At 72.9% G+C, this 21357-nt stretch carries 16 protein-coding genes; 6 read left to right on the forward strand and 10 right to left on the reverse strand.

What is annotated here, in order from left to right; translation table 11 throughout:
- Positions 1–86: 86 nt before the first annotated feature.
- The 3 genes from LWJ43_RS21635 (at position 87) to LWJ43_RS21645 (ending at position 4299) form a co-directional block, all read left to right on the forward strand.
- Positions 87–1550, forward strand: a complete 1464-nt coding sequence (locus tag LWJ43_RS21635) for a sodium:solute symporter family protein (protein WP_277333876.1) — start codon at positions 87–89, stop codon at positions 1548–1550.
- A 101-nt stretch (positions 1551–1651) separates the two neighbouring features.
- Positions 1652–2620 (forward strand): agmatinase, encoded by a 969-nt coding sequence (gene speB, locus LWJ43_RS21640; RefSeq protein ID WP_277333877.1) that lies wholly within the window; start codon positions 1652–1654, stop codon positions 2618–2620.
- Positions 2617–4299, forward strand: coding sequence for a thiamine pyrophosphate-binding protein (locus tag LWJ43_RS21645; protein ID WP_277333878.1), 1683 nt, complete (start codon positions 2617–2619; stop codon positions 4297–4299). Before speB ends, LWJ43_RS21645 begins: the two co-directional genes overlap by 4 nt.
- Positions 4300–4355: 56 nt before the next feature.
- Here LWJ43_RS21645 and LWJ43_RS21650 read toward each other — a convergent pair whose 3' ends face one another.
- Positions 4356–4712 carry a hypothetical protein gene (locus LWJ43_RS21650; protein WP_147963516.1) on the reverse strand — a complete coding sequence of 119 codons (357 nt, stop codon included), beginning with the start codon at positions 4710–4712 and terminating at the stop codon, positions 4356–4358.
- A gap of 184 nt (positions 4713–4896) precedes the next feature.
- Between LWJ43_RS21650 and LWJ43_RS21655 the strand changes: the two genes are divergently transcribed.
- The 3 genes from LWJ43_RS21655 to LWJ43_RS21665 all read left to right on the forward strand — a co-directional run bounded on the left by LWJ43_RS21655 (position 4897) and on the right by LWJ43_RS21665 (position 10824).
- Positions 4897–8673, forward strand: coding sequence for an ABC transporter ATP-binding protein (locus LWJ43_RS21655; protein WP_277333879.1), 3777 nt, complete (start codon positions 4897–4899; stop codon positions 8671–8673).
- 136 nt (positions 8674–8809) lie between these two features.
- Positions 8810–9262: a hypothetical protein gene (locus LWJ43_RS21660; protein WP_462100956.1), complete on the forward strand. Its 453-nt coding sequence runs from the start codon at positions 8810–8812 to the stop codon at positions 9260–9262.
- Positions 9263–9339: 77 nt separating this feature from the next.
- On the forward strand, positions 9340–10824 hold the full coding sequence (locus LWJ43_RS21665; RefSeq protein WP_277333881.1) for a S28 family serine protease: 1485 nt from the start codon (positions 9340–9342) through the stop codon (positions 10822–10824).
- A gap of 45 nt (positions 10825–10869) precedes the next feature.
- On the opposite strand, the gene LWJ43_RS21670 is transcribed toward LWJ43_RS21665, so the two are convergent.
- The 9 genes from LWJ43_RS21670 to LWJ43_RS21710 form a co-directional block, all read right to left on the reverse strand.
- Positions 10870–11490 (reverse strand): hypothetical protein, encoded by a 621-nt coding sequence (locus LWJ43_RS21670; protein ID WP_277333882.1) that lies wholly within the window; start codon positions 11488–11490, stop codon positions 10870–10872.
- Positions 11491–11610: 120 nt separating this feature from the next.
- Positions 11611–13434, reverse strand: a complete 1824-nt coding sequence (locus LWJ43_RS21675) for a glycoside hydrolase family 3 protein (RefSeq protein WP_277333883.1) — start codon at positions 13432–13434, stop codon at positions 11611–11613.
- 197 nt (positions 13435–13631) lie between these two features.
- On the reverse strand, positions 13632–14420 hold the full coding sequence (locus LWJ43_RS21680; RefSeq protein WP_277333884.1) for a sugar phosphate isomerase/epimerase family protein: 789 nt from the start codon (positions 14418–14420) through the stop codon (positions 13632–13634).
- A gap of 109 nt (positions 14421–14529) precedes the next feature.
- Positions 14530–15102, reverse strand: coding sequence for a GAF domain-containing protein (locus tag LWJ43_RS21685; protein WP_277335956.1), 573 nt, complete (start codon positions 15100–15102; stop codon positions 14530–14532).
- A 4-nt stretch (positions 15103–15106) separates the two neighbouring features.
- Positions 15107–15988 carry a S8 family peptidase gene (locus LWJ43_RS21690; RefSeq protein ID WP_277333885.1) on the reverse strand — a complete coding sequence of 294 codons (882 nt, stop codon included), beginning with the start codon at positions 15986–15988 and terminating at the stop codon, positions 15107–15109.
- Positions 15989–15991: 3 nt separating this feature from the next.
- Positions 15992–19111, reverse strand: coding sequence for an adenylate/guanylate cyclase domain-containing protein (locus tag LWJ43_RS21695; protein ID WP_277333886.1), 3120 nt, complete (start codon positions 19109–19111; stop codon positions 15992–15994).
- An 84-nt stretch (positions 19112–19195) separates the two neighbouring features.
- Positions 19196–19441 (reverse strand): aroma-sacti cluster domain-containing protein, encoded by a 246-nt coding sequence (locus tag LWJ43_RS21700; protein WP_277333887.1) that lies wholly within the window; start codon positions 19439–19441, stop codon positions 19196–19198.
- Complete coding sequence (locus LWJ43_RS21705) at positions 19438–20172, reverse strand: iron-containing redox enzyme family protein (RefSeq protein ID WP_277333888.1); 735 nt, start codon at positions 20170–20172, stop codon at positions 19438–19440. Before LWJ43_RS21705 ends, LWJ43_RS21700 begins: the two co-directional genes overlap by 4 nt.
- Complete coding sequence (locus LWJ43_RS21710) at positions 20169–21254, reverse strand: radical SAM protein (RefSeq protein ID WP_277333889.1); 1086 nt, start codon at positions 21252–21254, stop codon at positions 20169–20171. The genes LWJ43_RS21705 and LWJ43_RS21710 overlap by 4 nt, the downstream gene beginning before the upstream one ends.
- Positions 21255–21357 lie beyond the last annotated feature (103 nt).

Genomic DNA, 21357 nt, shown 5'->3' on the forward strand with positions numbered 1-21357 from the left:
CGTACACTTCAGCGTCGGCTTCCGGCCACCTACCGTCTCCATCACCACATCCGGCCCCTGAGCGGAAAACGAGACGGAGGAAGCCCATGGCTGTCGACTACGCGGTGATCGTCGTCTATCTGGCCGGCATGCTCGCCATGGGCTGGTGGGGCATGCGCCGCGCCAGGTCCAAGAGTGAGTTCCTGGTCGCCGGACGGCGGCTCGGCCCCTGGATGTACTCCGGCACCATGGCCGCGATCGTCCTCGGCGGAGCCTCGACGATCGGCGGCGTGGGCCTCGGCTACCAGTACGGGCTCTCCGGCGCCTGGATGGTCTTCACCATCGGCCTCGGACTGCTCGCCCTGTCCGTCTTCTTCTCGGCCCGCATCGCGCGGCTGAAGGTCTACACCGTCTCCGAGATGCTCGACCTGCGCTACGGCGGCCGGGCCGGTGTCATCTCCGGGGTCGTCATGTGGGCGTACACGCTGATGCTCGCGGTTACCTCGACCATCGCCTACGCCACGATCTTCGACGTCCTGTTCGACGTGAACCGGACCGTCGCGATCATCCTGGGCGGCGCCATCGTCGTCGCGTACTCGACGCTCGGCGGCATGTGGTCGATCACGATCACCGACATGGTGCAGTTCGTCGTCAAGACGATCGGCGTGCTGCTCCTGCTCCTGCCGATCGCCGTCGTCAAGGCCGGCGGCTTCAGCGAGATGAAGGCGAAGCTGCCCACCGAGTACTTCGACCCGCTGGGCATCGGCGGCGAGACGATCTTCACGTACGTCCTGATCTACACCTTCGGCATGCTCATCGGCCAGGACATCTGGCAGCGCGTGTTCACCGCCCGCAGCGACAGCACGGCCCGCTGGGGCGGGACCGTCGCCGGCACCTACTGTCTGGTGTACGCCCTCGCAGGCGCCGTCATAGGTACCGCGGCCAAGGTGATGTACCCGAAGCTGCCCAGCGCCGACGCCGCGTTCGCGACGATCGTGAAGGACGAACTGCCGGTCGGTGTGCGGGGCCTGGTGCTGGCCGCCGCGCTCGCCGCGGTGATGTCGACCTCCTCCGGCGCGCTCATCGCCTGCGCGACCGTCGCCAACAACGACATCTGGTCGCGGCTGAGGGGCGCGGTCGCCAAGGAGGGCGGCGGGGAACGGGACGAGGTGAAGGGCAACCGTGCCTTCATCCTCCTCATGGGCGTCGCCGTCATCGTGATCGCCATCGCGCTCAACAACGTCGTCGAGGCACTGACCGTCGCCTACAACCTGCTGGTCGGCGGGCTGCTTGTGCCGATCCTCGGCGGTCTGCTCTGGCGCCGGGGCACGGCGGCGGGCGCCCTCGCCGCGGTCGCGGTCGGCGGTGCTTCAGTGATCGGGCTGATGGCGGGATACGGGATCCTCGCCAACGAGCCGGTCTACTACGGACTGCTCGCCTCGCTCGCGGTGTACGTCGTCGTCTCGCTGGCGACGAAGCCGACCGACCCCGCCGTGCTGACCGCCTGGCGCGAGCGGCTGGCAGGACGCGGGACCGAGGATCCGGCGACCCCGGATCCGGTCACCGTCTGACCCAACCCGATCGAAACAGGCGTCCGAACGGGCCCTGGCAGACTGAATACCGTATGAACGCCCACAAGGCGTGCATGACCGAACGAAAGGCACCCTCACCCATGAGCAGCAACGAGACGCCGCGCGGCCCCGTCGACTCCTCCCGCGTCCCGCGGTACGCCGGACCCGCGACGTTCGCCCGGCTGCCACGGCTCGACGAGGTCGGCTCCACCGACGTCGCCGTCGTCGGCGTACCTTTCGACACCGGCGTCTCCTACCGCCCGGGTGCCCGCTTCGGCGGCAACGCGATCCGCGAGGCCTCCCGCCTCCTGCGCCCCTACAACCCGGCGCAGGACGCCTCGCCCTTCGCCCTCGCCCAGGTCGCCGACGCGGGTGACATCGCCGTGAACCCCTTCGACATCAACGAGGCCGTCGAGACCGTCGAGGCCGCCGCCGACGACCTGCTCTCCACCGGCGCCCGGCTGATGACACTCGGCGGCGACCACACCATCGCGCTGCCCCTGCTGCGTTCGGTCGCCAAGAAGCACGGCCCCGTCGCCCTGCTGCACTTCGACGCCCACCTGGACACCTGGGACACCTACTTCGGCGCGGAGTACACCCACGGCACCCCGTTCCGCCGCGCCGTCGAGGAGGGCATCCTCGACACCGAGGCGCTGTCCCACGTCGGCACCCGTGGCCCGCTGTACGGCAAGCAGGACCTCACCGACGACGCCAAGCTGGGCTTCGGCATCGTCACGTCCGCCGACGTCATGCGCCGTGGCGTGGACGAGATCACCGACCAGCTGCGGCAGCGCATCGGCGACCGGCCGCTGTACATCTCCATCGACATCGACGTGCTCGACCCGGCGCACGCCCCCGGCACCGGCACCCCCGAGGCCGGCGGGCTCACCTCGCGCGAACTCCTGGAGATCGTGCGCGGGCTCTCCTCCTGCCGCCTCGTCTCGGCCGACCTGGTCGAGGTCGCCCCGGCGTACGATCACGCGGAGATCACTTCCGTCGCCGCCTCGCACACGGCGTACGAGCTGACGACGATCATGTCCCGCCAGATCGCGGAGGGCCGCACCCAGTGAGCCACGACCACGACGACCGGCCGCAGCTCACCGCCGCGCAGGCCGAGGCGGCCCTGCGGCCCCCGGCCGGACGCAACGGCGGCGACCTGGTCGTCGAGACCCTCCAGGGCCTCGGCGCCACCACCGTCTTCGGGCTGCCCGGCCAGCACGCGCTCGGCATGTTCGACGCGCTGCGCCGCTCCTCGCTGTCGTACGTCGGGCTGCGCGTCGAGAACAACGCGGGCTTCGCCGCCGACGCCTACGGCCGGATCACCGGTGAGGTGGCGCCCCTGCTGCTGTCCACCGGTCCCGGCGCCCTGACCTCCCTGGCGGCGCTCCAGGAAGCGGCCGCCGCGTCGGCGCCCGTGCTGGCGATCTCCAGCCAGGTCCCCACCGCCGGGCTGGGCGGCGGACGCCACGGCTATCTGCACGAGCTCCGCGACCAGAAGGCCTCCGTCCGCGACATCGTGAAGTCCGTGCACACCGTCCGCACGGCGTCACAGATCCCCTCCGCGATCGCCGCCGCCTGGGAGTCCGCGCTGACCGCCCCGCACGGCCCGGTCTGGGTGGAGGTCCCGCAGGACGTGCTGCTCGCCGAGACGGTCCTCCCCGTCGTCAGCGCTCTCGACGCCACCCCGCGCGAGCTGTACCCGCGCCCGGAGCTCACCCTCGTGGCGGCCCACCTGCTGTCGGACGCCGAGCGTCCGGTGATCATCGCGGGCGGCGGAGTCGTACGCTCCGACGCGGCAGGCAAGCTGCGCGCGCTCGCGGAGAAGCTCGACGCCCCGGTCGTCACGACCTTCGGCGGCAAGGGCGCCTTCCCCTGGGAACACCCGCTCTCGCTCCGGTCCTGGCTGGAGGACCGCTACACCACGGACTTCCTGGAGTCCGCCGACGTGCTGCTGGTCGTCGGGTCGGGGCTCGGCGAGCTCTCGTCGAACTACCACACGTTCGCCCCGCGCGGCCGGGTCATCCAGATCGAGGCCGACGCCGGGAAGCTGGAGTCCAACCACCCCGCGCTCGGCATCCACTCCGACGCGCGTGAGGCCCTCGCCGACCTCCTCGAAACGGTGGAACCCCGTGAGGACGCCACGGCGGCCGGACGGGTCCGCGAACTCCTGGAGCGGGTCCACGACCGCATCGCGGCGCAGGACCTCACCCTGGAGCAGCAGGTGCTGGCCTCCGTGCGTGCGGCGCTGCCCGACACGGCACCCAGCTTCTGGGACATGACGATCCTGGCCTACTGGGCCTGGTCCGCCTTCGACGCCCGCCACCCGAACACCATGCACTCGGCGCAGGGCGCGGGCGGCCTCGGCTACGGCTTCCCGGCCGCGATCGGAGCGGCCGCCGCCGACCGCACCAGGCCGGTGCTCGCGGTCTCCGGTGACGGCGGCGCGATGTACTCGATCGCCGAGCTCGCCACCGCGCGGCAGTACGACCTGCCCGTCACCTGGCTGATCGTCGACGACGGGGGCTACGGCATCCTGCGCGAGTACATGACGGGCGCCTTCGGCGAGGCCACGGCCACCGAGCTCTCCCGCCCGGACTTCGTCGCCCTCGCCGAGTCCTTCGGCGTCCCGGCGGTCCGTACGTCGCCGGAGTCCCTGGCCGCCGACCTCGGCAAGGCCCTCGCGGCCCCCGGCCCGTCGGTGGTGGTGCTCCCCGCCCTGCTGAGGATGTTCGAGCCGACGCACCTGTAGCCCGTCCGCGGCGGCCGGATGGGGGCGGACAGCCCGTCGTCCGGCCGCACCCGCCGTCAGACGGCCTTGGCGATCTCCGCCCTCTGGGCCGTGATCCCGGCCTGGAAGCGTTCCTGCAGAGAGGCGTCGCGCAGACAGCCGGGCAGCTCCCGTCCGGTGGGCAGCAGATCCGGGAGGGACCTGAACACCGTGGCCGCAGGGCTTCCCTGACCTCGTCTCCCGGCGTCCACCAGATACTTCCCGGCCTTGTGCAGGTGATCGATCAGGTGTTTGGACGGCTCCTTGGCCAGCTTCCGAAGGGTTTCCTGCCTGCCCAGGGAGTGGTGCTCCCCGGTGCCGAGCCTCTGCAACTCGGCCAGTGCCGCGTACAGCCTGCCGCAGAGGTAGGCATCCGCCTCGATGTCTCTCGCCATCGACGTCCCCGTCCTGTGGTTCCGGTGTGCGGGCTCATCCATACCCCCGTGGTCCTAGGACCACCCCGCCCCCGCCTCCGCCCATCGGCCGGGAATTGTTGCGGAAGGATGAAATCCGCTGCTGACCGCGTTGGTGAGATGCGGTAGGTCAGGCGGGGCAACGGGGCGAAATCAGGAGGCACGGGTGGCGGGCGCGGAGAAACAGGGCGCGGAGAAGAGGGACGCCCGGGAGCAGGGCGCCCAGGAGCCGGGCTGGGGCCGGAGGCTGACCGGGTACGCCTGGCGCTACCGGCGCAACGTCGTCCTGGCCCTCGGATCCTCGCTCGCCGGCATGGGTGTGATGGCCCTCGTCCCGCTGATCACCAAGGTGATCATCGACGACGTCGTCGGCAGCCACACCCGTTCCCTCGGCGTCTGGACCGGCCTCCTCATCGGTGCGGCCGTCCTCGTCTACGTCGCGACCTTCATCCGCCGCTACTACGGCGGCCGGCTCGCCCTCGACGTCCAGCACGACCTGCGGACCGAGATGTACGGCACCCTGACCAGGCTCGACGGGAAGAGGCAGGACGAGCTCTCCACCGGGCAGGTCGTCGGACGCGCCACCAGTGACCTCCAGCTGATCCAGGGGCTGCTCTTCATGCTCCCGATGACCATCGGGAACATCCTGCTCTTCCTCATCTCCCTGGTGATCATGGCGTGGCTCTCGCTGCCCCTGACCCTGATCGCCCTCGCCGTCGCCCCCGCCCTGTGGTTCATCGCCCGTCGCTCCAAGACCCGCCTCTTCCCCGCCACCTGGTACGCCCAGAGCCAGGCCGCCGCCGTCGCCGGAGTGGTCGACGGGGCCGTCTCCGGCGTCCGGGTCGTCAAGGGGTTCGGCCAGGAGGAGCAGGAGACCGGCAAGCTCCGCGAGGTCAGCCGCAAGCTCTTCGCGGGCCGGCTGCGCACGATCCGGCTGAACTCCCGCTACACCCCGGCGCTCCAGGCCGTCCCCGCGCTCGGCCAGGTCGCGATGCTGGCCCTCGGCGGCTGGCTCGCCACCCGGGGCGAGATCACGCTCGGCACGTTCGTCGCCTTCTCCACCTATCTCGCCCAGCTCGTCGGCCCGGTCCGGATGCTCGCCATGGTCCTCACCGTCGGCCAGCAGGCCAGGGCCGGTGTGGAGCGCGTCCTGGAGCTGATCGACACCGAGCCGTCCATGGCGGACGGCACCAGGACGCTCCCGGCCGACGCCCCCGCCAGCGTCGAGTTCGACGACGTCCGCTTCGGTTATGAAGACGACCGCCCGGTCCTGGACGGGTTCTCCCTCACCATCGAGCCGGGCGAGACCGTCGCCGTCGTCGGCGCCTCGGGCAGCGGCAAGTCCACCGTCTCGCTCCTGCTGCCCCGCTTCTACGACGTGTCGCACGGCGCCGTCCTCGTCGGCGGCCACGACGTCCGTGAGCTCACCCAGGACTCGCTGCGGGCCGCCATCGGGCTCGTGCCGGAGGACAGCTTCCTCTTCTCCGAGTCGGTCGGCGCCAACATCGCGTACGGATACCCGGGAGCCACCCAGGAGCAGATCGAGCGGGCCGCACGGGCCGCCCAGGCGCACGGCTTCATCTCCGAGCTGCCCGAGGGCTACGACACCAAGGTCGGCGAGCACGGGCTCACCCTCTCCGGCGGCCAGCGCCAGCGTGTCGCCCTCGCCCGCGCCATCCTCACCGACCCCCGCCTGCTCCTCCTCGACGACGCCACCTCCGCCGTCGACGCCCGGGTCGAGCACGAGATCCACGAGGTACTGGCCCAGGTCATGGAGGGCCGCACGACCCTGCTGATAGCCCACCGCAGGTCCACGCTCGGCCTCGCCGACCGCATCGCCGTCCTCGACCGTGGCCGGCTCGCCGACATCGGTACGCACGCGGAGCTGGAGCGCCGGTCGGCTCTCTACCGCAGACTCCTCACCGACCCGGACGAGCTGGGCGGCACCTCTCCCGGCCACCGGCCGAAGGCGGTCGTGGCGGAGCCGGAGGACGACCGCGCGCTCCTGGAGGAGCTCGACGCGGAGTTCGACGCCGAGCGCGGGGTCACCCCCGGGCTGTGGATCCGCAAGGAGGAGCCGCGCGACACGGCGGCCGCCGGGATGCCCGCCACCCCCGAGCTCCTCGCCCAGGTCGACGCGCTGCCCCCGGCCACCGACGTCCCCGCCGTCGACGAGGCGAGCGCGGTGCGCCCGGAGAAGTCGTACGGCCTGCGCAGGCTGCTGCACGGCTTCGGGGCCGCGCTGCTGGTGAGCCTGGGGCTGGTCGCCGTCGACGCGGGCATGGGTCTGCTCCTGCCCGTGCTGATCCGGCACGGCATCGACGACGGCGTCACGAAGATGGCGCTCGGCGCGGTCTGGGCCGCTGCCGGGCTGGGACTGCTCGCCGTCCTCGTGCAGTGGCTGGCGCAGATCGGTGAGACCCGGATGACGGGCCGCACCGGCGAACGCGTGCTGTACTCCCTGCGCCTCAAGATCTTCGCGCAGCTCCAGCGGCTCGGCCTCGACTACTACGAGCGGGAACTGACCGGCCGGATCATGACCCGGATGACGACGGACGTGGACGCCCTGTCCACCTTCCTGCAGACCGGCCTGGTCACCGCCTTCGTCTCCGTCGTCACCTTCTTCGGCATCACCGTCGTGCTGCTCGTCCTCGACGTCCAGCTGGCCCTGGTCGTGTTCGCGACGCTGCCGGTGCTGATCGTCGGCACCTTCTTCTTCCGCCGCAAGAGCGTCAAGGCGTACGAGCTCGCCCGTGAACGCATCAGCGTGGTCAACGCCGACCTCCAGGAGTCCGTCGCCGGCCTCCGGATCGTCCAGGCGTTCCGTCGCGAGCACGACGGCGCCGAGCGGTTCGCGGCGCGCAGCGACCACTACCGCCAGGCCAGGGTGCGCGGGCAGTGGCTGATCTCCGTCTACTTCCCGTTCGTGCAGCTGCTGGCGTCGATAGCGGCCGCCGCCGTGCTGATCGTCGGCGCGGGCCGCGTCGACAACGGCACACTGACCACCGGCGCGCTCGTCGCCTACCTGCTGTACATCGACCTGTTCTTCGCCCCCGTGCAGCAGCTGTCCCAGGTCTTCGACGGCTACCAGCAGGCCAGCGTCTCCCTCGGCCGCATCCAGGAGCTCCTGCGGGAGCCGACCTCCACGGCCGACCACGACGAGCCGCAGGACGTGACGTCGCTGCGCGGCGAGATCGCGTTCGAGGACGTGTCCTTCGCGTACACGGGCGAGGAGGAGGCCCTCACGGGCATCGACCTGCGGATCCCGGCCGGCCAGACGGTCGCCTTCGTCGGCGAGACCGGCGCGGGCAAGTCCACCCTGGTCAAGCTCGTCGCCCGTTTCTACGACCCGACGAGCGGGCGGGTGACGGCGGACGGCACGGACCTGCGCAGGCTCGACAGGACGGCGTACCGGCACAGGCTCGGAGTCGTGCCGCAGGAGTCCTACCTCTTCGAGGGGACGGTCCGCGACGCCATCGCCTACGGGATGCCGGAGGCCACCGACGCGCAGGTGGAGGCGGCGGCCCGGGCGGTCGGCGCGCACGACATGATCGCCACCCTGGAGGGCGGCTACCTCCACGAGGTGGCCGAACGGGGCCGCAACCTCTCGGCCGGTCAGCGCCAGCTGATCGCGCTGGCGCGTGCCGAGCTGGTCGACCCCGACATCCTGTTGCTCGACGAGGCGACCGCCTCCCTCGACCTCGCCAGTGAGGCCCAGGTCAACCAGGCCACCGACCGGCTGGCAGGACGGCGCACCACCCTTGTCGTCGCTCACCGGCTGACGACGGCCGCCCGGGCCGACCGGGTCGTGGTGATGGACCGGGGCAGGGTCGCCGAGGACGGTACGCATGACGAGCTGCTGGCCCTGGACGGCGCGTACGCGCGCCTGTGGCGCACCTTCATAGGGGAGGGCATGGGCGAGGACGCCCCGGCAGGCGTGTGACGTCCGCCGGGCCACCGGCGGACGGTGTCCGCCGGCCGGTCCCGCCGCAACGGAACCCGACGGCCCCCTTCCCGCGTCGTACACCCGTGCGTACGTGTGTCCGGTGAAGGGCAACGTGTTCGACGAAGCGGGCGGGGTGGATGAGGTGGACGGCGTGGTGAGACCGCTGAGGTCATCGGGACGGCGGGGGCGGCTCGGGCGACCGGAGGGCCGGCGCGCGACGGCCGCGCTGTTCGTCCTCCCGCTCCTCGGGGCGCTCGGCCTGGTGCTGGGCCCCACCGGATCGGCCCCGGCGCACGCCGCGTCGGCCTGTTCCGGGCGGCTCGTCAAGACGGTGACGTTCTCGACCGGTTCGCTGCGCGTCTACAAGAGCCGTGCCTACGCGTGCGCCGTCAGCGTCGCCAAGAAGCCGGGCGCGCGCCGCGCGATGCGGGTGTCGCTGCAACCGCGCGGCGGCGGGGCGGTCGTCGACAGCGGGAAGTTCACCCAGCTGGCCGGCCCGGTCACGGTGCACGCGCTGAACCGCTGCGTCCGCGCCTCGGGATCGGTCGGAGGCTCGTCCGGCTCCACCGGGTGGATCCTGTGCTGACGTGAGTGTGGGTCTGGCGTGACGGGTGTGACCCCCGCTAGGTTCACGGCGACTGTCGTGAATCAAGGGGAGGGTGCATGCGCAAGGCGCTCAGGGGCGTTCTGTCGCTCGCGGTGCTCATAGGCACAGTGAGTGCGACCGGGGCCTCGGCCGGTGCGGCTACCGCCGCGGAACCGGCCGCGAAGCGGAGCAGCGGCTACAGCAGCAGCAGCGAGAGCAGCAGCGAGGACATCAAGGACCGGATCCTGGCCATCCCGGGGATGAGCCTGATCGAGGAGAAGCCGTATCCCGGTTACCGGTACTTCGTCCTGAACTACACCCAGCCGGTCGACCACAAGAACCCGTCGAAGGGCACCTTCCAGCAGCGCGTCACCCTGCTGCACAAGGACACGACCCGGCCCACGGTCTTCTTCACCAGCGGCTACAACGTCTCGACCAACCCGAGCCGCAGCGAGCCGACGCAGATCATCGACGGCAACCAGGTGTCCCTGGAGTACCGGTTCTTCACCCCGTCCCGCCCGGCACCCGCCGACTGGTCGAAGCTGGACATCTGGCAGGCCGCCAGCGACCAGCACCGGGTCTTCAAGGCGCTGAAGGAGATCTACTCCAAGAACTGGCTCACCACCGGCGGCTCCAAGGGCGGCATGACCGCCACCTACTTCGAGCGCTTCTACCCGAAGGACATGGACGGCGTCGTCGCCTATGTCGCCCCCAACGACGTGGTGAACGACGAGGATTCGGCGTACGACCGGTTCTTCGCCCGCGTCGGCACCAAGGAGTGCCGGGACCGGCTGAGCGGGGTCCAGCGCGAGGCCCTCGTCCGCCGGGAACCGCTGGAGGAGAAGTTCGCGGCCTACGCCGCCGAGAACGGCCTCACCTTCGACACCGTCGGCACGCTGGACAAGGCGTACGAGGCCGTCGTCATGGACTACGTCTGGGCGTTCTGGCAGTACAGCCTCCTCGCCGACTGCGCGTCCGTCCCGGCGGACGCGAAGAACGCCACCGACCAGGAGATCTGGGACTCCGTCGACGGCATCTCGGGCTTCTCCGCCTACGCCGACCAGGGCCTGGCGACGTACACGCCGTACTACTACCAGGCCGGCACCCAGCTCGGCTCGCCCGACATCCAGCAGCCCTGGCTCGGCAACCTCAGCCGCTACGGCTACCAGCCGCCGCGCTCCTTCGTGCCGCGCTCCATCCCGATGAAGTTCCAGCACTCGGCCATGCGTGACGTGGACAACTGGGTCAGGAACGACGCCCGGCACATGATGTACGTCTACGGCGAGAACGACCCGTGGGGTGCTGAGCCCTTCCGCCTCGGCAAGGGCGCCAGGGACAGCTACGTCTACACCGTGCCCGGCGGCAACCACGGCTCCAAGGTCGCCGGCCTCGTGGCCGACGAGAAGGCGAAGGCCACCGCGGCCATCCTGCGCTGGGCCGGGGTCGCGCCCGCGGCCGTCGAGGCCGACCCGGCGAAGGCGAAGCCCCTCGCGAAGTTCGACGCCCGCCTCGACAAGCGGGACGACGAACTCCAGCGGGACCGGGGCACGCTGAGGCCGTAACGCCGACGCTCCGCCACGAAGTGGGCTGTGTCCGCCGGGTGTCGATCACACCCGGTGGGCACAGCCCACCGGTCCGTCCCCGCCCAGCCGCACGTACAGATCCGTCGTGCCGGGGCACAGGGCGCGTCGTGCCACGGCCGATCCGATCTCGAACTCCGGCGGGTGCTCTCCCGATCCGTCGCAGGCGGTCTCCCTGACCTCGCCGTCGTGGAAGCCGTGGACGCAGTCCCCGACGACGGTGAGCGGGCCGCCGCCCTGTCCCGGATCACCCGGGTGCGGGGCTTCCAGGTTGCGCATGCACGCGTATCCGCGCGGCGCGGAGGGGCCGCCCGCCGAGATGTGCAGGACGAAGTCGGTCGGGCGCGGACAGGCGGGCCCGTCCGACGGGGTACCGGTGTACCGGGCCAGCACGCGCGCCGCCGCCTTCTCGCTGCCGCACGACACCTCGCGGAACGCCTCTCCGCGCGAACTGCACTCGGCCGGCCCCAGGAACTCCGGCCCCTGGCCCGGGAGCGCCGTGCCGCCGCCGAGCGGACTCCCGGCGGGCGTCCCCGGCGTACCGACGCCCGGTGTGCCCGTCACCGACTGCCGGCAGCCGCCCAGGACGAGCACCGCGACGAGCGGCAGGAGGACGCACGACACCCCCGCGAGACGGCGCTCTCCCATGGACGACGACCCCCCTGTACGCCCACACGGACGTGCACCCAGCGTGGCCCGCCGGAGCGGGCGCACGCCAGGTGCACAGGGGGTTTTCAGCTCATCGGGTGGTTCTGGTGTGAGGGCGGGCTACCTTCGGTACGACAGTCCGTGGCCGACGGGGTACAGCGTCTGTGCGGGGGCGTCCGCCCGTTGCACCGGCACCGGCAGCCTGCCCTCCGGCCGGGCCCTCCCCGCGATCACCCGGGCGGCGGCCCGCAGTTCGACGTCCGTCCAGGAGTACGCGGCGAGGCTCGCCGCGTAGCCCGTTCCGGCCAGCTGGGCGATGTCGTACGGATTGCGGATCGCGACCGTGATCACCGGGACGCCGGTGGCCGCGAGGGCGCTGACCAGGGTCCGCTGCGAACTGGTCGCCGACACGTTGTACGTGCCGACGATCACCGCGTCCTTGCCCCGGGCCGCTGACACCGCCTCGGCGATCTTCGCCTGGGTGGGTGCCGTGCCGGTGGACAGCGCGGTCGCCGTGAACCCCAGCTCCTGGAAGGCCCCGGCGAGCGTGGTGGTCGGAGGGCCGGTCGTGCCGGAGGGCGAGGCCGGGTCGGCGCCGACCACCAGGAGGTTCTTGTGGGACCGGCGGGACAGGGGCAGCAGCGCACCGTCGTCGGCCAGCAGCGTGGTCGTCCGCCCGGCGATCCGGTCGGCGGCGGCGAGGTGCGACGGGACGCCCACGGTGCGGTCGACACCCCGGTGGGTGACGTACGGGTCGCGGAACAGCCCCAGCTTCGTCTTCAGCCGCAGGATGCGCAGAATCGATTCCTCGATGCGGGCCTCGCTGATCTCGCCGCTCCTCACGGCGTCCAGCACGGCGTTCCAGGCCACCTTGAGGTCCGGCGGGTTGAGCAGCTGGTCGACGCCCGCCAGCAGCGCGAGGACGGGCACGCGCTCGTCGCCGTACTTCGTGCGGACGCCCTCCATGCCCAGGGCGTCGGTGACCACCACGCCGTCGTAACCGAGCTCCTCGCGCAGGATGCCGGTGAGGATCGGGTGCGACAGGGTGGCGGGGTCCTCCGACGGGTCCAGTGCGGGCACCACGATGTGGGCCGTCATGATCGAGTCGATGCCCGCCGCCACGGCCGCCCGGAACGGCGGGGCGTCCAGCTCGGCCCACTGCTCCCGGGTGTGATGGATGACGGGCAGACCGGTGTGGCTGTCGGTGCTGGTGTCACCGTGCCCCGGGAAGTGCTTCGCGGTGGAGGCGATACCGGAGCTCTGGTACCCCTTCACCTGCGCGGCGACCATCCCGGCGACCGACTCCGGTTCGGAGCCGAAGGAGCGCACGCCGATGACAGGGTTGGCCGGGTTGACGTTGACGTCCGCGTCCGGCGCGTAGTTCTGGTTGATGCCGAGCGCCGCCAGCTCGGCCCCGGCGATCCGGCCCGCCGTGCGGGCGTCGGAGCGTGAACCGCCCGCGCCCAGGGCCATCGCCCCCGGCAGCAGCGTCGCCGGTTCACCGACCCGGCACACGATGCCGTGCTCCTGGTCGGTGGAGACGAGGAGCGGCAGCGGGGTGCGTCCGGCCAGCCCCGCCCGCTGGATGCCGTTGGAGAGGTCGGCGATCTGGTGCGGGTCGCGGGTGTTGTGGGCCCAGGCGAAGTAGATGATCCCGCCGACGTGGTACGTCGAGATCAGCTCGGCGGCGTCCCGGACCCCGATCTCGGCGAGGTTGGCGTCGATGTCCGCCTGGTCGGGCTCGGTGGCGGAGTGCCCGTACACCCGCATCACGAAGAGCTGGCCGACCTTCTCCTCCAGGCTCATCCGGGCGATGAGCCGCTTGAGACGGCTGTCCGTGGAGGTGGCGGAGGCGGCTGCCTGCGCGGTGCCGGGAAGAGCGGCGACGCCGGTCGCCGCAGCCGTGGCGGTGAGGAGAGTGCGTCTGGAGGTGCGGTGGTGCACGTGAGCCCCTTCCGGTACTGAAAGAAACTTCCAAGAAGGTACGGATATATGGAAAGTAACTACCAGTCAAGGGGGTGACCCGAGAACGGTGTGGCACCCGGACGGGTGAGCGGTGCCCGGGAAGGGGTGCGGGCCGGGCCCGCGCCGCCCCGCCGTCGCGCCACCCCTGCCGGAGGTCCGGAAGGCAGCCGTCTGACCTACTGCTTCGGCGCGCCCAGCCGCAGGAGGTGCTCCCGTCCCGCCGCCAGCAGCTCCGGCAGCCCGGCGGCCTCGGGGTACCACCGCTTCTCGTACTCCCAGCAGACCCAGTCGTCCTGGTCCAGGGCGTCCAGGCACGCCTTCAGCGGCAGCACCCCCGCACCGAGGGCGAGCGGCGTGGTGTCCTCGGCGGACGCGATGTCCTTCACCTGTACGTATCCCAGGTGCGGGGCCAGCACCGCGTGGCTGGCCACGGGTTCCTCGCCGGCCAGCCAGGTGTGCATGACGTCCCAGATCGCGCCGATCTGCCCGTGCCCGACCGTGCCCACCACCCGCGCGACGTCGGCCCCGGCCCGGTGCGAGTCATGGGTCTCCAGCAGGATCCGTACGCCCAGGTCGGCGGCGTGCGGAGCGGCGGCCCCCAGCCGGCGGGCGGCGGTCGCGTCGGACTCGGCCGGGTCCTGGTCGCCGCCCCCGGGGAACACCCGGACGTACCGGGCGCCCAGGTCACGGGCCAGCTCGACCAGCCCGGCGAGCTCGGCGAGCACCGGCTCGTCGTCGCCCGCGGCGGCGACCCTCACATAGCCGGCGACGGTGAGGATCTCGACCCCGCCCCGCTTGAACTCCTCCACCACGGCCGCCCGTTCGAACGACCCCAGGCCGGGGTGGACCGGCTCCTCCGGGTGGGCGCGCAGCTCGACCCCCTGGTACCCCTGCCCGGCGGCGAGCCGCACCACGTCCGAGACGGGCATGCCCGGTACTCCGAGGGTCGAGAAAGCGAGCTTCACGATCTTTGTCCTTCCGCTGGGAGCCGGCGCGGGAACGGCCCGGCACTCATCCGGCTCCTGCCCTTCGGAACCGGCCGTCACTCCCGCGCGCCGCCCAGCGTACGGTCCCTCAGCCCGCGCCCCGCAGCAGTCGCTCCAGGCTGCCGAGCAACTGGAGGGCGTCCTCGCGCCGTTCGCCCTCCAGCGCCCAGCCGCTGCCCGCCGAGTGCGGGGCGAGCACCCGCAGCGCCGCAGCCGCCTGCCGGGCGAACATCGCCAGCAGGTCCAGCTCACGGACGCCCGAACGCGCCTGCGGGGAGGGATCGAGGACCTCCAGCACCCCCAGGACGCGTGACTCGCTGATCAGCGGTGCGGCCATCAGGGCGTCCGGGACGTACTCGGTGGACTCCGCCAGCGACCGGTCGAACGAGGTGTTCCGGCTCAGGTCGTCCACGACCATCGGCTCACCCGACGTCGCCACCCAGCCGGCGATGCCGCGGCCCGCGGGGAACCTGCGCCCCACGAGGAACGCCTCGCCCTCGCCGGAGACCGCCTGGAAGACCAGCTCGTCCGCCTCCTCGTCCAGCAGGCAGACGGAGCTGGCCGCCGCCCCGAAGATCGCACGTGCCACGTCGACGACCGACTGGAGGAGCTCGTGCCGGGCGGCGTCACCCGGGGCGCGGAAGGACGGGGAGGTGAGCATGGCTTCAGTTCTCGGAGTCGTCACGGGTGTCTCCTGCCGCTGTGGAAGGACGCGGATCCGCGTGCACGTTGGCCGCGGAGAGGTAGAGGGCGTTCTTGAGCTGGAAGGCCGTCATCCTGGGATGCCCGGAGAGGACGCGGGCGCAGAGCCCCGCGACGTACGGGGTGGCGAAGCTGTTGCCGGTGGTGCGGATCGTCCGGCCGCCCAGCCACGGCACGGACACGTTCTGCCCCGGGCCGAAGAACTCAACCGGGGGCTCCGGGTTGTAGAGGTGCAGCTCGTCGTCCTCCTGGTGGCTGCCCACGGAGATCACCGAGGCGAACCGCCAGGGGAAGCTCTCCACGGGGGTGTTGTGCGCCGAGGCGACGATCACCGTACGGCCGAAGTAGGCCCGGTCCGCGAGACCGTGCAGCTCGGCGGCGAACCGGGTGCGGGTGGTCGACAGGCTCAGGTTCACCACGTCGAAGCGCTGCTCCACGGCCCAGCGGAGCCCGGCCATCAGGACGTCGCCGGTGCCGGAGAACCGCTCGCCCAGCACCCGGACGCTGTGGATCTCGCAGTCGGGCGCGGTGCGGCGGATGATCCCCGCGCACGCCGTCCCGTGTCCGCAGGTGTCGCCGGTGTCGGTCGGCTCGACCGTGACCGCCCCGCTCTCCGGGTCCTTGACCACCACCCAGGAACTTTCCACCGGGCCGACAAGCGGGTGGTCGAGCTCCACACCGGAGTCCACCACGCACACCCGCACCCCGCGCCCGGTCGCCTGCCGCGCGGGCAGACCGCCCGGCGGCCCCTCGTCCGCGGGGACCGGTACGTCGTCGGGGCCGCGCCCGCGCAGGCTCCACGTGAGTCCCTGCCCCGGGACCGTGCCTGTTCCGACGGTTCCCATCGGTCAGCTCCTCTCCGTCGTGGTGACCATGGCCTCGTCCGGCACGCAGCCGGCGGCCCGGCGGGCCCCCGGCAGATGCCCCTTGCTCGTGAAGTGCTCCCGCGCCGCACGTGCCGAGACCAGCGCGGGGGCCTGCCGCCCCAGCGCGAACAGCGTGCGGGCCCGGTCCAGTTCGGCCGTCGCCCGGACCAGCGGGGAGTCCGTGAGCAGCGACGCCCGCACGGCCCGGTCCGCGTGACCCGCCGCCTCCGCCGGACGCCCGTCCGCGGCGGCCAGCCGGCCCCGGAGCCCGTTCAGATCGACGGCGTCCGCGGGGCTCAGCTCCGACGCCTCGCCGATGCCCGAGATCCAGGCCACCGCCCGCCCGGTCCTGCCCTCGTCCAGCTCGATCCGGGCCGCGTCCAGCGCCACGGCGGTCCGCAGTCCCGCCGCGTCGGCGCGCCGGGCCACCTCGTCGGCCCCGGCCAGCAGTTCCAGCGCCGTGCCGCCGCGTCCGAGCAGCGCCTCGACGGCGGCCCGGAACACGGGCAGGAACACCTCGGCCTCGGCGAACCGCAGTTTCCCCGCCAGTTCCTGGGCCTCGGAGAGGCAGGCGTACGCCTCGCGGGGCCGGTCCTGGAGCGCGTACAGCACCGCGAGGGGGCAGTTCAGGGTGAGTCTGACCGTGGGGCGGCCCTCCCCGTGCGTGGCCAGCAGGCCCAGGCAGCGGGCCACCGCCTCGGGGGCGGGGACCGGGCCGCGCCACAGGGAGATGCCGATGGCCCCGAGCGCGCCGGCCCGTTCCGGTTCGGCTCCCGCCAGCACCGCCTGCTCCAGGGCGCGTGCCTGATCGCGTTCCGCCTCCTCGTGCCGGCCGGCCTGCTGGAGGTGCTGGGCGAGCCTCAGATGGGACCTGGCCCGGCCGACCGCGTCTCCCGCCGCCTCGAAGACCGGCAGCACCGCCCGCGCGGTCGCCGTGAGCCCCGGGCCCGGGCCCGAGGGGTCCAGTACCGCGAGCGCGAGTCTGGCGTGCGCGGACTCCACGGACGCCGAGTCCAGTTCGGCCACGCGCCGAAGCAGCCGCGCCCCGCTCGCGGTCCTCCCGAGCGCCACCCGTACCTCGCCGAGCCTGCGGACCGAGCCCACGTCGTCCGGGTCCAGCTCGACCGCCCGCTCCAGCAGGTCGTCCGCCCAGGCGAGGTCGGACCGGGACGCGGCCTGTGCCCCGGCGCGGCCCAGCGCGGCGGCGGCACGGCCGCGCAGCCGCCCCGTCCGGTCGTCGAGCAGCCCGAGTTCCGTCCGGTAGCGGCAGGCCCGTTCGAGATGACCGCCGACGGCGCCGTCACCGGCCCGCAGCACCCCGGGCAGCTCGGCGGCCCAGGCATGACGGTCCGCCTTGGCGCGCTTGGAGAGCGACGCGTACGTCACCTCGTGCACCAGACCGCTGCTGAACCGGTAGGCCGCCGGCTCCGGACCCGCCCCCGGCTCCACCAGCCGCCGGCCGGTCAGCGCCACCAGCACCTCCTCGATGCGGCCCAGGCGGTGCGCCCGGTCGGCGGAGGAGAGGTTCACCGCCGCGGGCCCCCGCAGTTCGGCCAGCCGCGCGGACGTCTCCAGCAGCAGCAGCTCCGCCGAGGTGAACTCCCGGCCGATCACCGCGGCGAGGCCGACCATGGTCCGCTCGGTCCGGGCCAGCGCCCCGATCCGGGCGCCCAGCAGCGCCTGGAGCGTGGGCGGCAGTCCGGACCCGGGGCCGTCCATCCGGCCGCCGACCAGGAGCTGTTCCAGGTAGAGCGGATTGCCCTCGGCGCGGGACAGGAGCCGCTCGTCCACCGGCCCCGCGGCACCGTCGAGCGCGGCCAGCAGGCCCGCGAGCCGCTCACTCTCCTCGCGGGGCAGTCCCGCCAGCTGGAGGCAGTCCGCGGAGTCGGCCGTCCCGTCCGGCCGGCCCACGCAGAGGATCAGCACACCGGCCGGCCCCGAGCCGTCCGCCAGCCGTTCCAGGGTGCGCGTGAGCAGGGGGGCCGCCTCGTGCGTGTCGTCGAGCACCAGCACGAAGGGTCTCTCCCTGGCCGCCCGGCCGAGCACCGTCGCCAGCGCGGCGCACATGTCCTCGAACGGGGCGTTCGGCGTACCGTCGCGCAACAGCCCCGCCGACAGCAGGGCCATCGCGTCGTCGGCCGCCGGAGCCTCCTGGTGTGCGGCCAGGACCGGCAGGGCGCGCAGGGCGTCCGCGAGGGGGGTGAGCGTGCCCCGGTCGCCGTGTCCTCGGCACCGGCCGGCGCCGTAGGAGAGGACCTCCGAGGCGGACCGCCGGGCCAGCCACTCCCGTACCAGCCGGGTCTTGCCGATGCCGGGCTCGCCGACGACCCGCAGCAGCCCGGCCCGTCCCGCGCGCACGGTGTCCGACAGGGCCGCGTCCAGGGCGTCCCGCTCGGTGCGGCGCCCGACGAAGGGCACGTCGAAGCGGCGCAGCAGCTCCGGGTCGTCCGCCCCCAGGGCCAGCAGCCGGTAGGCCTCGACACTGTCCTGCTTGCCCTTCAGCCGGAGCGGCCCGGTGGGCTCGGCTGAGACCGTGGGCCCGGCGGCGAGCAGGGTGTCGGGACCGAGGAGGATCTCGCCGGCCCCGGCGTGCTGTTCCAGGCGCGCGGCGATGTTCACGGTCTCCCCGGACACCAGCGCCTGGCGGGCGGACGCGTCGCCACCGGCCACCACCTGGCCGGTGTTGACACCGATCCGGGTGGCGAGCGTGATGCCGAGCGTGGCGTGCAGCTCCTCGTTGAGCACGGCCAGCGCGTCCCGCATGCCGAGCGCGGCGGCCAGCGCCCGCCGGGCGTCGTCCTCCCGCACCACCGGCACACCGAACACCGCCATCACGGCGTCGCCGATGAACTTCTCCGGAGTGCCGCCCCGGGCCACGATCTGCGCGCTCATCGCCTCGAAGTACCGCAGTGTCACCGTGCGCAGGGTCTCCGGATCCAGTACGCCCGACAGCGCGGTGGAGCCGACGAGATCGCAGAACAGCACCGTCACCGGCTTGCGTTCGTCCTCCCCGGGCGCGACGGCGACGGCGCACGGCGTCCCGCAGGACGAACAGAACCTGGCGTTCTCCGGCAGGTCCTGGCGGCACGTGGTGCAGTTCATGACGTTCCCTTCTCTCCGGGGTGGGGCGGGTGCCGCCGGGCGGGGGCGGGCCGGCGCACCGGCCCGCCCCCGCCCGGGAACCGCTCAGAACAGGGCGCCGCCGGCGATCTCGCCGTGCGCCTGGACCTCGGGTTCCACCGCGTCCAGCCGGCTCTTGATGTCGAGCAGCACGGCGAGCTCGTCCTCCGTGAGCTCGCTGAGCACGAGGCGCTGCTCGTCGGTGAGCATGTCCACCGGCAGTCCGGCCTCGTACAACGCGTCGGGCAGCGGCGGCCGTTCGTCGCCTTCGGGCGCCCGGGGGCTGCCGTTGCCTTCGGATGGTCGGGTCATGGGGTGACTCCCGTCGGTGTGGAGGGTCCGGCCCTCCGAGGCGGCGGTGCCGCCGCGGAGCGCCCGAGCCGGACGAACAGCCGGGTGAGCGCGTCGAGGGAGTGCATGGCGCTGACCGTCACGTCGGACTCCTGGCCACGTGTCAGCGGCAACCGGTCCAGCAGCGCGTACAGCTCGTCCAGGTGTCCCGTGTCCAGGGCCGCGTGCTCCCGCACCGTCCGCAGGGCGGCGTCCGGCAGGCCGGTCGTCGCCGCGATCCGGGACGTCAGGTCCGCGGCGGGCGCGTACCCTTCCAGCACCGCGATGTAGCCGAGCAGAACCACCGGGTGGTGGTGCTCGACCCAGTAGTACTGGGAGCCCGCGAGCGCGGCGACGACCGGCGGGGGCATCGGACCGAGCGCGTCCCCCGGCGGCGAACCCGCCGCCAGGATGTCCTCCAGCAGCCACGTGTCGTGGCCCTTCTCCTCCTGGATGTGCTCGCGCAGGTACGCCGCCAGCGGGCCGGCCAGCGGGTCACCGCGGACGTCCAGCGATACGGCGCGTTCCAGGGCGCGTTCCATCAGCGGGACGGAGGCCCGCACCACGGCGTGCATGGCGCACAGGTAGTTCCGGTAGCGGGGCAGCAGCTCCTCGGCGCGCCACATGTGCTCCATCGCGCCCAGCAGTTCCGTGTCCAGCAGCCGCAGGGTGATCCGCAGCCGCGCCGAGGAACTCGGCCCCGGGGCGCTCACCGGGAACCGTCCCCGGCGGGAACGCGGGCCAGGACCAGGGGCGCGTACGCGGCACAGCCGTGGTGCCGTACGACGCCCACCGGGCCCTCGGCCGCCCCGCGGCGCGCCGCGGTCAGGTCCAGCAGTGCTCCGACGGCCCCGGCCGCCACCGAACGGGCCTCGTCCGCGACCCTGTCGTCCGCTCCCAGGGCACGGCAGCCGTGGCAGTAGGAGGCGCCGCCGGGGGAGGCCCCGGCGCGCGCGGCGAGATGGGCGGGGCCGACCGTGCGGATCATGCGCAGCACCGGTGACTCCAGGGCCCGGCCGCGTACGGTCGCCCAGTCGTCCGTGTCGACGTGGCCGAGGTACAGGTGGGCGGGGGCCGGCCGCAGGTCCACGGTGTCCTGGTTGCAGCAGGCGAGCACCGCGCCGTCGAAGGCGACCACCGGCCAGGCGGCCATGGCGCACGGGGACACCGTGCCGGCCTCCGGGCCGGTGCGGGCGGGGGCGGCCCAGGAGGCGGCCCGCCCGAACGCCCGCACCTCGTTGACCAGGGAGGGGACCTGGCCGCCGAACTCCGAGTCGACGGCGCGGGTGATGTCCGCGAGGTAGGGGTCGTCCGCCCCCTCGCCGGTGAGGTGGAAGCTCACCGCCACACCCGTCTCCCGGATCCGGTGCACCGCGCGGAACACGTCGGCCCGGGGGATCTCCCGCTCGTGGTGGGCGTCGAGGCTGGCGGAGAAGTGGTCCACGCCCCTGATCGCGCGCAGGACCGGGGGCGGGATCTCCCGGGAGCGGGCGAAGAACATGCCGCTGAGCAGGGCCGTACGCGATCCGGCGGCGCGGGCCCGGGCGCTCAGTTCCTCGACGAGCGCGGGCAGCAGCAGCGGTTCGCCACCGGTCAGCATCACCACGTCGGGGCGGTTCTCCCGGGTGAACGAGCCGACGAAGCGCACCAGCCGGCCGGCGTCCGGTTCCTCCCGTGTCGTGAGGGACGAGCCGGTCGAGCAGTGGGCACAGCTCAGCGGGCAACGCCGGGTGAGGCCGAGCAGCAGGCCGGCGGCGGGGAAGGGCCGCCGGCCGACGAGTTCGCCGAGTTCCATGCGGGGCCGCCTCCTTGTCGGGGCCGGAGCGTGCGTGCGGAGGGACCGTTTCCCGTGGACCCACCGGCGTGCGCGGAAGTGCACCCAGGCTGCGGGGCGGCGG

Source organism: Streptomyces sp. JH34 (genome assembly GCF_029428875.1).
Classification (GTDB): domain Bacteria; phylum Actinomycetota; class Actinomycetes; order Streptomycetales; family Streptomycetaceae; genus Streptomyces.

Excerpts from the sequence above, each read along its gene's own strand:
- LWJ43_RS21700 (WP_277333887.1), bottom strand. The coding sequence starts at position 19,441 with ATGACCCGACCATCCGAAGGCAACGGCAGCCCCCGGGCGCCCGAAGGC.
- LWJ43_RS21695 (WP_277333886.1), bottom strand. The coding sequence starts at position 19,111 with ATGAACTGCACCACGTGCCGCCAGGACCTGCCGGAGAACGCCAGGTTC.
- LWJ43_RS21685 (WP_277335956.1), bottom strand. The coding sequence starts at position 15,102 with ATGCTCACCTCCCCGTCCTTCCGCGCCCCGGGTGACGCCGCCCGGCAC.
- LWJ43_RS21710 (WP_277333889.1), bottom strand. The coding sequence starts at position 21,254 with ATGGAACTCGGCGAACTCGTCGGCCGGCGGCCCTTCCCCGCCGCCGGC.
- speB (WP_277333877.1), top strand. The coding sequence starts at position 1,652 with ATGAGCAGCAACGAGACGCCGCGCGGCCCCGTCGACTCCTCCCGCGTC.
- LWJ43_RS21670 (WP_277333882.1), bottom strand. The coding sequence starts at position 11,490 with ATGGGAGAGCGCCGTCTCGCGGGGGTGTCGTGCGTCCTCCTGCCGCTC.
- LWJ43_RS21650 (WP_147963516.1), bottom strand. The coding sequence starts at position 4,712 with ATGGCGAGAGACATCGAGGCGGATGCCTACCTCTGCGGCAGGCTGTAC.
- LWJ43_RS21635 (WP_277333876.1), top strand. The coding sequence starts at position 87 with ATGGCTGTCGACTACGCGGTGATCGTCGTCTATCTGGCCGGCATGCTC.
- LWJ43_RS21690 (WP_277333885.1), bottom strand. The coding sequence starts at position 15,988 with ATGGGAACCGTCGGAACAGGCACGGTCCCGGGGCAGGGACTCACGTGG.
- LWJ43_RS21665 (WP_277333881.1), top strand. The coding sequence starts at position 9,340 with ATGCGCAAGGCGCTCAGGGGCGTTCTGTCGCTCGCGGTGCTCATAGGC.